The organism is Salinibacterium sp. SWN139, from assembly GCF_015864625.1.
Taxonomy (GTDB): domain Bacteria; phylum Actinomycetota; class Actinomycetes; order Actinomycetales; family Microbacteriaceae; genus Rhodoglobus.
In genome coordinates, this window is record NZ_JADYWV010000001.1 from 613,533 (window position 1) to 627,442 (window position 13,910).

The following is a 13,910-nucleotide window of genomic DNA, read 5'->3' on the forward strand; positions in this document are numbered from 1 at the left end:
GCCTGAAGAAAGATTCCCGAAGCCTGACGAACAAGTTTCGCACTACATCCCACAACGCTACGGCGGCTGTTTTGCGGTTTCGCACAAACGGATGCGGTGGGTCCGGCGTTCGCTTCATTGATGGTGCACGAGGCACTTTGAGCCCGCGCGCGGCAGTCGTAGCGTGTGATTACCGAACTTTTGAGAATCGAGATAGCCATGACCCAGGTTCACGACCACACGGCGACCGAGTCGGCGCCGGAGTCATCCACCCCCGCCAACGACGCCGCAACTTCCCCCGCTGCAGCGACGGCCGATATTGCCGCCACGGCCCCCGCCATCAACGTCGAGTGGTTGGGCGAGTACCTTCTCGGCAAGTGGGCGAAGGAGCGCAAAGAGTCGCGCACGCTCATGTCGAACCCCGAGTTTCACCGCGTTGACGGCCTTTCGATGGAAGATCACCGCGAACGTGTTCTTCACCAACTTTCTCTGCTTGTCGATAACAAAGCAGTTCACCGGGCGTTCCCGGTTGAGCTCGGCGGCGACGACAACCACGGCGGCAACATCGCTGCGTTCGAAGAGACCGTTCTGGCCGACCCGTCGCTGCAGATCAAGTCTGGCGTGCAGTGGGGCCTCTTTGGTTCTGCCGTCGTTCACCTCGGCACGAAGGAGCACCACGACAAGTGGCTGCCCGACATCATGAGCCTCAAGACTCCCGGCGCGTTCGCGATGACCGAAATCGGCCACGGTTCGGATGTCGCGAGCATCGCCACGACCGCGACCTACGACCCCGACACCGACGAGTTCGTCATCAACACCCCTTTCCGCGCGGCGTGGAAGGAATACCTCGGCAACGCAGCACTTCACGGCAAGGCAGCAACGGTCTTCGCCCAGCTCATCACCAAGGACGTCAACCACGGCGTTCACGCGTTCTACGTTCCGCTGCGCGACGATAACGGCGCACTTCCCGGAATCTCGACCGAAGACGATGGCCTCAAGGGTGGTCTGAACGGAATCGACAACGGTCGTCTTCACTTCGACCACGTTCGCGTTCCTCGCACCAACCTCCTCAACCGCTACGGCAACGTTGACGAGAACGGCGAATACACCTCCGACATCGACAGCCCCGGCCGTCGCTTCTTCACGATGCTCGGCACGCTCGTGCAGGGCCGCGTTTCGCTCGATGGCGCCGCGGTGCTCGCGAGCAAGCTGGCTCTGAACATTGCCATCAAGTACGGCTCGGAACGCCGCCAGTTCACGGCATCCAGCAGCACGAACGAAGAAGTGATTCTGGACTACCAGCGTCACCAGCGTCGCCTGCTGCCGCGCCTGGCTCAGACCTACGCGATGTCGTTCGCGCACGAGGAGTTCCTCGACAAGTTCGATGGCGTTTTCTCGGGCCGCACCGACACCGATGCTGACCGTCAGGATCTCGAAACGATCGCGGCGGCGCTCAAGCCGCTCAGCACGTGGGCGGCCCTCGACACTCTGCAGGAGGCTCGCGAGGCTTGCGGCGGTTCGGGCTTTATGGCCGAGAACCGTCTCACGCAGATGCGCGCTGACCTCGACGTTTATGCCACCTTCGAGGGCGATAACAACGTGCTGCTTCAGCTCGTGGCTAAGCGCCTGCTCACCGATTACTCGCGCAAATTTGCGGGGGCGGATGCTGGCGCGATGGCTCACTACGTTGCCGATCAGGTCAACGAAGCTGCCGTCAATCGCACGGGTCTTCGCCGCTTCGCTCAGAACGTGGTGGACTTCGGTTCCACCGCCCGCTCGATCGGCTACGTTCGCGACACAGACTCCCAGCGCCAGCTGCTCACCGACCGCGTCGAAACGATGGTGGCGGATGTCGCGGGCAAGTTGCGTCCGGCCAGCAAGCTTCCGAAGGCTGAGGCTGCCGCTCTCTTCAACAGCCACCAGAACCAGCTCATCTTGACCGCGTACGCGCACGGCGAGCTGCTGCAGTGGGAAGCGTTCACTCGCGCTATTGAGAAGATCAAAGACAAGGACACCGCTCAGGTCATGACGTGGCTGCGCGACCTCTTCGGCTTCACGCTCATCGAGAAGAACTTGGCCTGGTACCTCATGCACGGGCGCATCTCCACGAACCGCGCTCAAGCCATCACCGACTACATCGATGACCGTCTGTTGCCGCGTTTGCGTCCGCAAGCTCTGGATCTCGTGGCCGCGTTCGGTCTGACCGACGAGCTGGTGCGCGCACCGATCGCCTCGGGCATCGAAGCCAAGCGCCAGAACGAGGCTCGCGACTACTACGCCGCGCGCCGGGAGTCGGGCGAAGAGCCCGTGCACGAGAAGGACCTGAAGCAGAAGAAGCGCCGCTAACAGCGCTGCTTGGCAGAAAAGGCTGCCGTCCCACAGCAGGTGTGGGGCGGCAGCCTTTTCTCGTGCTCCGTCTCACGGCTATTCGTGTCTTTCAGCCGCTCGAGTTACAGCGAGACGGTGCGAAACCCGGCGTTACCCATCGAAGAATCTGGCGTGTTCTGCGAGCGAGCCGAGTTGCGGTACCGGTTGCAGTAGGAGATGTGACACAGGTAGCTGCCGCCGCGCAGCACTCGTACGGTGCCCACACGGGGGCCGACCGGGTTCTCGGTGGGGGAGTCGACAGCGAGCGTCGCGTAATAGCGAGCGTCGTATCAGTCGGCGCACCATTCCCAAACATTGCCGACCGTTTGGAAAAGTCCCTAGCCGTTGGGCTCGAAGCTGCGCACGGGCGCGGTAGTGAGGTATCCGTCGTCGAGGGTATTGGTGCGGGGGAAATCACCCTGGAAGATGTTGGTGCGCCAGCCGCCAGCATCCATTTCGTCATCGCCCCACGGGTGCTTGGCTTGATCGAGCCCACCGCGGGAAGCATAATCCCATTCCGCTTCGGTAGGCAGGCGTCGGCCAGCCCAGGCGCAATAGGCTTCGGCGTCATTGAAGCTGACGTGAGTTACCGGATGATCGCCTAAACCATCGATGGAGCTGTTGCGCCCGCCGGGGTGCTTCCAGCCGGCACCGTTGACGCCGAACCACCACGGTGCCCCTGCGGCCTGCCCCATAATGTCTTCTGCGGGGGCATCGACCGCGAGGTGGAACACCGCGGAGTAACCAAAAGTTTCTGCCTCGGTGAGGTAGCCGGTGGCATCCACGAAACGGGCGAAGTCATCATTGGTGACGCTCGTGACATCGATCGAAAAAGCGTCGACGGTCACCGGATGTTGCGGCACTTCGCCATCGGCTTCGTTGCGGTCACCCGACGAATCGCCCATCACAAAAGTTCCGGCGGGGACGGTAGCTTGCTCGATGAGGTGTGCACGTGCAGTTGTCTCCGCAGCTTGAACTCGTTGTATCATCCACCCTTCCGGCATATTGCTGCGGTGGAGGGTGCGGTACCGCGCGACGGTGTTCTTGAATATTTTGTTTTCAGTCGTGCCCATCGAGCGAAATCGGTATCCCTAGAGTGCCGGAGTAAACATTCCTGACGGCGTTTCGGGCACGTCGCAACTGCTTAGTGCCATTGTGCTGAGGCAGAGCAGCGGTACCGAAATTTCAGTGCACGCTCACACGGCTAGGATGCCGGGGTGAAGAGGGACGCAGGGGGAACGGGAACGGAGCCCGGCCATGCTCCATACAGCGATTCCAGATCGCGTGCACTTGCGCCTATCCAGGGAGAGTCTCCATTGGGGATGGTCGTAAGCTTTCGGTCCAATCCCACAGCTTCATATGCGCCCTCGTAGTCCCATTCAACCGGCGCTCCGGACGCAGAAACTAGGCGAACATAGACTCCGGTTGGGTCGTGGTCGTTGACTGACCACCCCAACTGCCAGGCCCATTGCAGCACAGCCTCGTCTGCGGCATCTGCCACGACAACATCATCGGCAATCTCAATTTGCACCTCAAGGAAGTAGCTGCGGGTGAAACCGCTGAGCGAAGAAGAATATGTTGCGGAAGCATCTACTACGCCGTCGGGGAGATCGGTGATGTTGCTGAGTTGTTCGGCGGACTGGCCTAGTTTCGGTGGAGTCACTGTGCAGCCTCCTAATGACGCTGTTCCGAGTATGAGCACGACGGTTGCCGCGAAATAGCGTTTCAACATCCAGAGACCATCTCGTGCGTATCCTTATTTTCTCGCATGGTAATCCTCAATGACGCTATTGGAATCAAAGAACTGGTCAAACGATGCGCTACTCTTCGGGGGCAGATCGTCGGCCATGCCAGCATAGAGAACAGCCTTGTGCGAGGTAATCGTCCCGCCGCCGTTGTCGGCCTCGATGGTCTCCCACTCTGCCGGGTTTCGAGCTCCGCCAAGTTTAGGAACCAGATCGCCCGTTGCCTCGTACGCCACCACATTGACATCTGAATCGATATCGAATCGGCCGATTTCTGCTCCGACGGTCAGGACCTGCTTCACGTTCAAATCTTCGCCGTAGAGCTCGGCAAAAGCACCCGCAGTGATGCCGCCTTGGCTAAATCCCGCCACCATCACCGCTGGGGGGCGAGGAGCATCCGGGTTCTCCAAGTAGTACGCGTCGATGCTGGCGGTGAGAGCCTTATAGGATGCGTCCAATAAGCGGCTTTGGCCAGTCATGATGTTGAGGTTACCCATGGCATCGTTGGGGATTAAGCTTCCCAGAGGGTTCCATTCTTGGGTGCTGGGGATCACCAATGTGAATGCTGGCGGGACAGATGTTGTGTGCGCCACTCGAATCACGGCTTCATCTGCGCCACCCCGCGAATCAATCTGGCCCATCGTCAGAATCGTATTGCGCACACTGTCCAACTTGATGTCGCCATTTTCTGACACATCGCCTTCGTTGACGTCAACACCGACGACCATCTGCTGCCGGGGTTGCGTCAGCGTCACGCAGGTTAGGCCTCGCCGGACTTTTCGGGCGACGTCTCGGCTCGGGCCTCGCCGTCGCCCTCAGCATCGTCGTCGCCGCGACGTCCGCTGTCGAGGCGGAGGCTCGCGAGGAACCCGAACGCCAGGAAGCCGGCAGCCGCGAATGCGGAATACCTTGTCGAGTCGGTGAAGGCTTGACGGGCGTCGGCTGCGGCATCCGGAGACTGAGCATCGAGCGCGCTGATGCCGGTGCCCGCGGAGTCGACGACGAGATCAACAATCTGAGTGCGGGCTTCGGCGGGGATGTCGGCGCGGTCGGCGAGCTTGGCGTCGAGCCCCGTGCCGAGGCTCGAGAAGAGCACGGTGCCGAGAATCGCGATGCCCAGCGCGGAACCGATCTGGCGGGCGGTGCTTTGGGTTCCCGAACCCTGACCGGACTGGCTGAGCGGCACGTCTTTGAGCACAACGCTCGTGAGCTGGGCTGTGGCGAGACCGACGCCGAAACCGTAGATGAACAGGCCGGGGGCGATGTGCCACCACACGGCGTCGGGACTCAGCGCGAAAGCAACAATCAGCACGCCCACAATCTCGGCGCCGATGCCCACGCGCACGATCGTGACGGGCGTGACCTTGTTGCCGAACGCGCCTGCGAAACCGCTCGCGACGAACGATCCAATGGCCAGAGCGAGGATGACGAGGCCCGTCTGGAGGGCGTCGTAACCGAGCACGTTTTGCAACCACAGCGGCAGCGAGAGGATGATGCCGAACTCGCCGAGCGCGACGATCATCGCGGCAATGTTTCCGTTGCGGAATGACGGGATCTTCAGCAGCCCGAACGCGAGCATCGTGGACTTGCCGGCACGTTCGCGAGCGAAACCCCAGCGCACAAACACGACGCCGCTCACGAGAGCGAGCGCGAAAGCGAACGGGATGGGGGAGACATCCAACGTCCAGAAATCGGGAGGGGTGTCGCTGAAGAACCAGCCGTAGCTGCGGCCCTCAATGAGAGCGAAGACGAGCGACGCGAACAGCACGACGGAGAGAAGCGCGCCCACGACATCCACTCGTCGCTGGGCAGACGGCTCTTTCGATTCGGTCGCATAGATCAGAACGCCGATGACGATGATGATGCCGAGGGGCACGTTGATGCCGAAGGCCCAGCGCCACGAGTAATAGGTCGTGAGCCAGCCGCCGAGGAGCGGGCCAACAGCGGCCATTCCGCCGATCGTGGAACCCCAGACGGCAAAGGCGATGGCACGTTCCCGACCGCGGAAGGTGGCGTTGATGATCGACAGCGACGAGGGGAGGATCATCGCCCCGCCGATGCCCTGCACGAGGCGGGAGGCAATCAAGTACTCGCCGGTCGTCGCCGTCGCCGCCAAGATCGACGAGAGCGCGAAGATGACGACGCCGATGAGAAGAACGCGGCGGCGACCGTAGCGATCAGCGAGCGTGCCGAACACGAGCAGTAGGGCAGCAAAGACGAGCGTGTAGCTCTCTTGCACCCACTGCACCTGCGTGGAGTTGAGGTCGAGATCTTCGACAACCGAGGGGATCGCCACGTTGACGATCGTGGAGTCCACGATGATCAACGCCACCGCAATGCTGATGAAAAGAAGCCCTAGCCAGCGCTTGCGGGAGGCGCGAACGTCGTTCACTAGATGTTCTGTTCAGCGCGAAGTCGTGTAATCGCGAACACTGCGGAACTCACGAGAATTGCCGCAACAGCCACTATCGCGGCAATAGCGGTGGGCTGTGAGATCAGGTCGCCGGTGAGACGTGCCACGGCAACCCACGCGAGACCCCAGCTGAGCGAGAGTGACGGGGCGAAGTGCGCGCGACCGCGAGCGGCGAGCGCGATTCCGACGGCGCCAGCCACGAAGACAACGGCAACGCCCCAGACGTCTTGGGAGATGCCAAAGCCATCGAAGCCGATCGCGTTGAGCCACGCGGCAATGTTGGCTGCTGTCGCGACGCACACCCAACCTAGGTAAAGACCGACGGTGCCATCGGTGATGATCGCATCCACTGCGCCTGCCGCCGGTAGCTTCACGGTGATCAGGTAGGCGCGAATCAGCACGATCAGCAGCAGAATGATCACGGGAACGCTGAGCGCGAGCATGTCGAACTGGATCGACAGAATCCACGCGGCATTGAGTACGAGGGATGCGGCCACCCAGTAGCCAACGCGGCGGTGAAGTTCGGTGCTGGTCTGCTTGGGGAGCATCTGCCACACTGCATAGGCTACGAGCCCAAAGTAGATGACGCTCCAGATCGTGAAAGCGGAGCCGGCGGGCGCAATTACCGTCGCATCAGCACTGAGTGCTCCACCCGCGACTTCCTGTACGGGAGTTCCACCATATGCTCCGGAGCCAACAAACGCTCCGATAAGGGCAAAGGTCGCGCTCGCCGCCACCGTAATTTGCCGGACTACATCTCTGGATTCGCGCATGACGTTCTCCTTCAGTTGGCTCTAAGCCTAGAACTCCTGAGGCGGAGTCAACCGAAGAATCGCTGAAATGTGGGTGTCACTCAGGTGCCGGTGCGCGATGAAGATGGCAAGTCATGCAGGGTGCGCACAGCAATCGCGCGTGCGAAAGTGGCGCGTGCGCACGTCGGACATCGGACGTTCCACAATCGCGCTTGGTGCGCGGTAGTGGTGCGTTTTAGTTGAAGCCGGCGAGCAGGCTAGGCACAGCAAGGTTCACGAGCAGAAGGACACCGGTCAGGGCAACAATTACGCCCGTCACAATGAGCACTGCCTTACCCAGAACGGTGATGGTGGAGATAAAAGTCATGCTCTAAGGATATCGGAGCGGATGGCTCGGCGGTAAAGCGATAGCGAGCTAGAGCGACACCGTGCGGAACCCCGCGTTGCCCATCGATGAGTCAGGCGTGTTCTGCGAGCGAGCCGAGTTGCGGTAGCGGTTGCAATACGAGATGTGGCAGAGGTAGCTGCCGCCGCGAAGCACGCGCACGGTTCCCTCGCTCGGGCCGCTGGGGTTCGCGGTGGGCGCATCGACGGGCAGCGTCGCGTAATAGTTCGCGTCGTACCAGTCGGAGCACCACTCCCACACGTTGCCTACAGTTTGGAAGAGTCCGTAGCCGTTGGGCTCGAAGGTGCGCACTGGGGCAGTCGTGAGGTAACCATCATCGAGAGTGTTAGTGCGGGGAAAATCGCCCTGGAAGATGTTGGTGCGCCAGCCTCCGGCATCCATTTCGTCGTCGCCCCAGGGGTACTTGGTTTGGTCGAGACCTCCGCGAGAGGCGTACTCCCACTCGGCTTCGGTGGGGAGGCGGCGTCCGGCCCACGCGCAATACGCTTCGGCGTCGTTGAAGCTGATGTGCACGGCCGGATGATCGCCCAAACCTTCGAGGGAAGAATTGCGCCCGCCAGGGTGCTTCCAGTCGGCACCCGTCACGCCGAACCACCACGGAGCTCCGGCGGCCCGCCCCATAATGTCTTCCTCAGGGGCGTCGACAGCGAGATGAAAAACCGCTGAATTGCCAAAAGTTTCGGCTTCGGTGAGGTAGCCCGTGGCCTCTACGAATCGTGCGAAGTCGTCGTTGGTGACGCTCGTGACATCGATTGAGAAAGCACTCAGGGTGACCGGATGCTGCGGCAGTTCGCCATCGGCGGCGTTGCGGTCGCCCGAGGAGTCGCCCATCACGAAGGTGCCGGCGGGTATTGCGGCCTGCTTGATGAGGCGGTCGCCGGCTTCGGAAGTCAGTGGCGCGGATGCGGCGGGCGGGTCGGCGGTTACTGCTGAGGATGACGCGGGCCGTGCTGCCAGCGGCATACCGAGAGGTGCTGCGGAACTACGCTGGGGAGTGCAGGTGCAGCTGTCTCCGCAGCCTGAGTTTGAAGCGTCATCCATCGTTCCAGCCTACGCCCGTGGGGTTTCGTAGCCTGCGATTTATTCCGGGGCGGGAGCGGGAGCCGCTGGGCGAGCCGCCGGGGTTCGCCGCGGAAGCTTGAGAATCGCGTAGACCGCAACGACGCTCAGAATCATATTCACCCAGTTGATCTCGTATTCCGCCTTCGGAAAGTACTGCGCTGCGAAGGCGACAAGCCCCCGAAGTGCGAGCGCCCATATGTTGATAGCCAGAAAACCCTTGCGGGCCCATTCGTTCCCGCGGCCCACTTGAATAAGCAGTAAAAGCCCGATCACGCCGGAGGTGATCAATCCGGCTTCCGGATCGTTGAGAGGGAAGAACCCCCACACGATTGCGACTACTTGAGTGGCGATAGCGACGCGCAACCAAGGGAATGAGCCCTCGTCATCCGCCGCTATTTCCGACGTCGGTTCGGGAGTCGTGTCTGTCACGTTCGAATCTTTCCATGTGCCAACCGCGGGTGCTATCTCCGGCGTCGCCCCAAGTCGAGGGGTAGACAATCTACTGATGGTGCGTTGATGCGTTCAGCCAGCCCATAGACATGCCCCATAGACATGCCTCATAGCGTCGAAGACTCGCCCTTCGAGGTTTGGATGTCATCATGCGCCACACTGCTCGCTCGCTCACCTTCGCCGCTACCGTCGCGGTCAGTGTTCTGGCATTGGCCTCGTGTTCCGGCAGCTCGGTATCGGACACCGCCACAACCACGGTCGAATCGGCGGCGCCGGCCGAAACGGCGGAGTCATCTGGCGAACTGCAGGAGTTCACTGCCGATGTCTGGGCCGATAACTGGTTTGAGATGTATGTGAATGTGAGCTCGTTGGCGAAGACTCGGTTCCGATTACCACTGAGCGTTCTTTCAACAAGGAGACGTTCACCTTCACGGCGAGCTATTCGTTGACGATCGTGATTGAGGCGAAAGACTTCAAGGAGACCGACTCCGGTATTGAGTACATCGGTCTCGCTAATCAGCAGATGGGCGATGGTGGTCTGATTGCCCAAGTGACGGATGTCGCAGACGACTGGTTCGCGACTGACTTCGATTCCCGCTCCTGGAACTCCGCGGGTGTATTCAGCGCAGCCGAGGTCAGCCCCAAGGATGGCTATAACGAGGTCTCCTGGGATTCCTCAGCAGAACTCATCGGGGGAACAAGCCTCACGCAAGACAACACGATTCTCTTCCGCCAGACGGTGGATGCGCCGCAATGCGTAGCGGGGCTTACCTCTCCGAGGAAGTAGCGGATCTAATCACCACGCCTAGTGACCGACTAGTAGCGAACAGCCAGCCATCAATTGGATGTCCGCGACGTTGATTTTGCCTTGACGTCTGAAATCAATTGCTGCTGCTGCCGAAGCGGCCTGCTCTGGGCGTGACTCTTACTCGCTGGAGATTCGATTAGACGACGGCTTCGAAGAATGAACTGTGCTGTAGCTGTGCTGCCCCAAGCTAGTGAGCAACCCGAACCTCGCGAGATGCGTGATTGCTTGCGTGCGCGTGCGCACGCCGAGCTTGGCATAAATCGACCCAAGTCGGCGGTAGGCAGAGCGCTCTGATAGACAGATATCCGAGGCGAGCGACTGTACGCTATCTCCTCCGGCGAGCCGTCGAAGCCAAGAGAGTTCCTCGGCCGTGATTCCGTATTCTTCCAAGTCGGGGCCATTGCGGGCGAGGTCACGAGCGATTGCGGTCGGAAGTAGGCACATGTCCTCAAGTGAGGCGGTCACGCACCGAGTGATCGCGGCAGCGCTCGACATGCGCCTTACAGGGTAGACCCGACCGCGTCGCAGTAGCTCGGCGAATATATCGACGGATGCAGAGTCGACGAGCACCACGATCGGAGCTGCGAGGTTACCGCGCCGGACTCGGTCAAGATCAGACAAACCGAAGGTGCCGGTCAGGGAGACTACGAGCGCTCGGTCGCTACTGCCGCGGAGAAATGAAGCAGGGTCAGGCGGGCTGTCGATCACATCGAAGCCTTCCGCCTCCAGCGAAACTTCGAGCTCTCGCCGCACCATTGTCAGCGGGTCAATCACGCCAACAACAGTCCGCATGAGCCCAACTCCCCCTGATTTCGGTGGCGTCCCTCGTCTTGTGGACTTCCCCCACGGTGCGAGTTTAGCTCGTGTCGGTATTCCGATGTAAGGACTGAACTCTAATCTGTTGGGGGCCTTCATCGCGGTCATGTCTCTGAGGATGTCAATTTTGGCGCCTACGAGTCACCACATGGCGGCTGGTTGACAGGGTTTGTCATAGACCCGCGCGAACGGTCACGCTCACAATGAACGCGTGGACTTCTACGGAAAACAAGTGCTTGCGCTCGCCTCTCCCGCAAGCGCCGAAAGCCTGTTCACGGCGGAGCGGGCACGATCAATCTTGCACGCGGCATACTCGCTGAGGAGTGTAGCCGTCTCATCCGTGGATCTCGTGCGTGTGAAACGAGCAAGCGTTCTGGGGGCGACGCCATTGGGTGCGCAGGGTCAATTCTCGGTGACGGTCCCGGGCCAGGGTGGGTCGTGGGAGGGTCAACTGCGGATACTGCGCGACGAGTCGGCGCCAGCATTCGATTCAGAACTGAGAGTGGTGATCTCCGCTTCCGCTCGAACAGCAACAACCGCGGTCACGGATGTGCGCACGACCAACTTGTCCGCAGATCTCACTATGGGAGCGGTCGATTCAAGAATCATGGCAGATGATGGCGCGCTGCCGACCGACCCGGGTGCCCTTGAAGAACGTCGCCGTGTGGCGCTCGTGTCTGTGCTTCTCGACCGTTTCGAACGCCCCGAAGACTGGGACGCCGAACACTTTTGGAGGGAACAATCTGGGCGTGACCTAACTGAAGTGGTCGAGCGCTACAGTTCTCCGCGAGCCACTCTCGCGGCAGCTATCGATCTTGTTGTGGAGCCGGATGCCGCGCCGAGGTCGATTGACTTCACCTTAGATCTGAGTGTGCTCGTTGTTCCTTCGCCCTTCGAAGATTTGCGGAGCACCATCGATACGATTCGCCGCTGTCGCGGCGCGCTCGCCGCTAGTGCCAGCCAGTCGGAACCTGTCGCGGGCGCAGTATTGCGCGGACCCGTTCCTGTTGCAGTGGTATTCGAAAGCGGCGCTCTTGATGACGCTGATTTGCCGATTCTCGCCGGGGCGAACCCGACGAGTGCGGCTGGGCGGAGAACTGCCCGACTAGAGGCGCTCAACGACCGTCTGGCATCCGCAGGCGTGGCTTTCGTACCCGTCTAACCAGTCACCCCCGAAAAGCGCAACCAACGAAGAAGACATCAAAGGAGAAGTCACATGGTCCTGGCGGCCTACCCCTATATCAAGGTAACGATCGATACCCGTGGGCTCCAACCGCGGGCCACGCGGGCAGTCGGCAATATCGGTATCGTCGGCAGCACCGGCGGCGCTGGATCGGCGACGCCCAACCTGCCACTTCTGGTGACATCTGAACAGGATGCTCGAGTTGCTTTTGCAACTACGAATCCTGCGGGCGCGATTGCGGCGTCTGGGCGTTTGTATAAGTCGGTTGCGACGCTTCTGCGTCAGGATCCGGCGCCCAGTCGTGTTTACGCAGTTCCGACCGATGATTCCGGAGGCACCCCCGATTACTCATCCGCCCTCGTTGCACTTGAAGCAGCCGACGTGCAATTCGTGCTTCTCGCGGGAGAGTACGACGTCGATGCGTTGGGAGCTCTAGCTGATCACGTCGAGAACGTAAGCAACTCAGGAAAACGACGGATCGCTGTTGCTGCCGTTGACCCCGAGCTCGATACCTCAGGCGCTGATAACTACGCCGCGGGGGTCGAAGCGGAGTACGGCTCGATCAAGTCGGATTCGTCTCGCATGTTGCTCGTAGCTGCGCGCACAGGAACAGATGCGGACGGAGTGCACGGTGACGCGGCCGCCGCAGCCTGTGGCACGGTGGCGGGGTACGCCCCTCACATCAGCATCCTCATGAAGCAAGTGCGCGGGCTCGATATTGCGCTTCAAGACCAATTCTCCGCTTCTGATATCTCGCAGTTATCGGAAGGATTCATTGTGCCGATCATCGACCCGGAACTCATCGTCGGGGATGGCCTCTATCTCGGAGCGGGGCGAGCGTACACCTCCAACACGGAGCAGCTCTATATCGACATCGTGCGGGTTCTCGACGACATCGAGTACCGACTCAAAGCGGGGCTAATCGGCGCGATCGGCAATGTCCGCATCGACCGCCTTGGTATTCAGACGCTCACGAGTCGGCTGGACGGCATCCTTGCGCCGCTCAAGTCAGGCCGAGTTATCGACGACTACTCGATCTACATTCCGATAGTCCCCACACTCGCCAAAGAAGAAGCAGATCGTTCCCCTGGAGAAGCGACGGTACTCACCGACACCCGTCTTAATCGAACCGTGGAGGTCTTGTTGTCAGTGACCTACGCCGGCTCCATCCACACGCTCGACGTCCAGCTCGCACTCAAGGCCTGAGGAGGTCATCATGGAATCCACTTGGAAGAACACTCGTCTTGCCGTATTCGTCGGCACCACAATGATCACGCCGGTAGATACTTTTACACCGTCGTTCTCGCTGAACACCGAGACGATACATAGCCTCGAAGCCACGCATGTCGGCTACGTCGCGAACCCAGAGTCGTTCACTTTCTCCGTATCGGTCAAAGCGATTGGTGGAGGTGCGGCGCATCTGATGAACCTAGCGATGACAGGCACGGAGTTCTCGGTCGGGCTTTACCGTCAAGCAGATTCTTCTCCTGATGAATGGGACTTCGAGCAAATTTTGCTGGAAAAGTGCATCATTACTTCGGCAAATCCGTCGAACGCGACAACGAACGGAGCGCCCAACGCAACCTTCTCGGGTGTGGCGCGTAAGGCCGGTGCAACGCTAGTCGGAGAGTCGGATGCCGTGTCGCTGCCGGTGTTTGAGCCGTGATCAATATTCTGAACGGCGATGTTGGTGAGAGCAGGCCGGCGCTATATGTCGATTCCACCGGACTCGCTGTCGTGCACGAGGGGGAGTGGGTGCTGCCCGCTGAAGGTGCCGCAGCAAAGCTCTCCGCTGCAGAGCCCGGCATCGTCGTAGAAGTACCGATCGAGATAATTATCTCGATGCCCGTTAGCGATGCAGATCGTCGGGCGATTGCGGATCTGGTGCTCGGCGAACTGCGAGATGCCCTCGATGCGGAGGTTCGCTGA

At 60.6% G+C, this 13,910-nt stretch carries 14 protein-coding genes and 1 pseudogene; 6 read left to right on the plus strand and 9 right to left on the minus strand.

Annotation, left to right across the window (positions count from 1 at the left end; genetic code table 11):
- Positions 1-198: 198 nt before the first annotated feature.
- Positions 199-2,325, plus strand: a complete 2,127-nt coding sequence (locus tag I6E74_RS02870) for an acyl-CoA dehydrogenase (protein WP_197122827.1) — start codon at positions 199-201, stop codon at positions 2,323-2,325.
- A 104-nt stretch (positions 2,326-2,429) separates the two neighbouring features.
- Here I6E74_RS02870 and I6E74_RS02875 read toward each other — a convergent pair.
- From I6E74_RS02875 to I6E74_RS02905, 8 genes and pseudogenes are all read right to left on the minus strand, one after another.
- Positions 2,430-3,335: pseudogene (locus I6E74_RS02875) on the minus strand (formylglycine-generating enzyme family protein).
- Between the two features lie 215 nt (positions 3,336-3,550).
- Complete coding sequence (locus tag I6E74_RS02880) at positions 3,551-4,009, minus strand: hypothetical protein (RefSeq protein ID WP_197122829.1); 459 nt, start codon at positions 4,007-4,009, stop codon at positions 3,551-3,553.
- Between the two features lie 93 nt (positions 4,010-4,102).
- The gene (locus tag I6E74_RS02885) at positions 4,103-4,846 is read right to left on the minus strand and encodes a hypothetical protein (protein WP_197122831.1); all 744 of its coding nucleotides are present in this window, start codon (positions 4,844-4,846) and stop codon (positions 4,103-4,105) included.
- A gap of 5 nt (positions 4,847-4,851) precedes the next feature.
- On the minus strand, positions 4,852-6,483 hold the full coding sequence (locus I6E74_RS02890; protein WP_197122833.1) for an MFS transporter: 1,632 nt from the start codon (positions 6,481-6,483) through the stop codon (positions 4,852-4,854).
- Positions 6,483-7,277 (minus strand): tryptophan-rich sensory protein, encoded by a 795-nt coding sequence (locus I6E74_RS02895; RefSeq protein WP_197122835.1) that lies wholly within the window; start codon positions 7,275-7,277, stop codon positions 6,483-6,485. The genes I6E74_RS02890 and I6E74_RS02895 overlap by 1 nt, the downstream gene beginning before the upstream one ends.
- 214 nt (positions 7,278-7,491) lie before the next feature.
- Positions 7,492-7,623, minus strand: coding sequence for a hypothetical protein (locus I6E74_RS14525; protein ID WP_255529110.1), 132 nt, complete (start codon positions 7,621-7,623; stop codon positions 7,492-7,494).
- 48 nt (positions 7,624-7,671) lie between these two features.
- Entirely contained in the window at positions 7,672-8,703 is a 1,032-nt protein-coding gene (locus tag I6E74_RS02900; protein ID WP_231604456.1) for a formylglycine-generating enzyme family protein, read from the minus strand.
- A 39-nt stretch (positions 8,704-8,742) separates the two neighbouring features.
- Positions 8,743-9,153: a hypothetical protein gene (locus I6E74_RS02905; RefSeq protein WP_197122837.1), complete on the minus strand. Its 411-nt coding sequence runs from the start codon at positions 9,151-9,153 to the stop codon at positions 8,743-8,745.
- Between the two features lie 466 nt (positions 9,154-9,619).
- Between I6E74_RS02905 and I6E74_RS02910 the strand changes: the two genes are divergently transcribed.
- Positions 9,620-9,961 carry a hypothetical protein gene (locus I6E74_RS02910; RefSeq protein ID WP_197122839.1) on the plus strand — a complete coding sequence of 114 codons (342 nt, stop codon included), beginning with the start codon at positions 9,620-9,622 and terminating at the stop codon, positions 9,959-9,961.
- A gap of 138 nt (positions 9,962-10,099) precedes the next feature.
- Here the strand turns inward: I6E74_RS02910 and I6E74_RS02915 are convergent, their stop codons facing one another.
- Complete coding sequence (locus I6E74_RS02915) at positions 10,100-10,774, minus strand: LuxR C-terminal-related transcriptional regulator (protein WP_197122841.1); 675 nt, start codon at positions 10,772-10,774, stop codon at positions 10,100-10,102.
- A gap of 235 nt (positions 10,775-11,009) precedes the next feature.
- On the opposite strand from I6E74_RS02915, the gene I6E74_RS02920 reads away from it, so the two are divergent.
- The 4 genes from I6E74_RS02920 to I6E74_RS02935 are packed head-to-tail and all read left to right on the plus strand — an operon-like array spanning position 11,010 to position 13,910.
- A complete protein-coding gene (locus I6E74_RS02920; protein WP_197122843.1) occupies positions 11,010-11,960 on the plus strand; it encodes a hypothetical protein in 951 nt (316 codons plus the stop codon).
- A gap of 54 nt (positions 11,961-12,014) precedes the next feature.
- Complete coding sequence (locus I6E74_RS02925; RefSeq protein ID WP_197122845.1) at positions 12,015-13,187, plus strand: hypothetical protein; 1,173 nt, start codon at positions 12,015-12,017, stop codon at positions 13,185-13,187.
- Positions 13,188-13,197: 10 nt separating this feature from the next.
- The gene (locus tag I6E74_RS02930) at positions 13,198-13,647 is read left to right on the plus strand and encodes a hypothetical protein (protein WP_197122847.1); all 450 of its coding nucleotides are present in this window, start codon (positions 13,198-13,200) and stop codon (positions 13,645-13,647) included.
- On the plus strand, positions 13,644-13,910 hold the full coding sequence (locus tag I6E74_RS02935) for a hypothetical protein (RefSeq protein WP_197122849.1): 267 nt from the start codon (positions 13,644-13,646) through the stop codon (positions 13,908-13,910). Before I6E74_RS02930 ends, I6E74_RS02935 begins: the two co-directional genes overlap by 4 nt.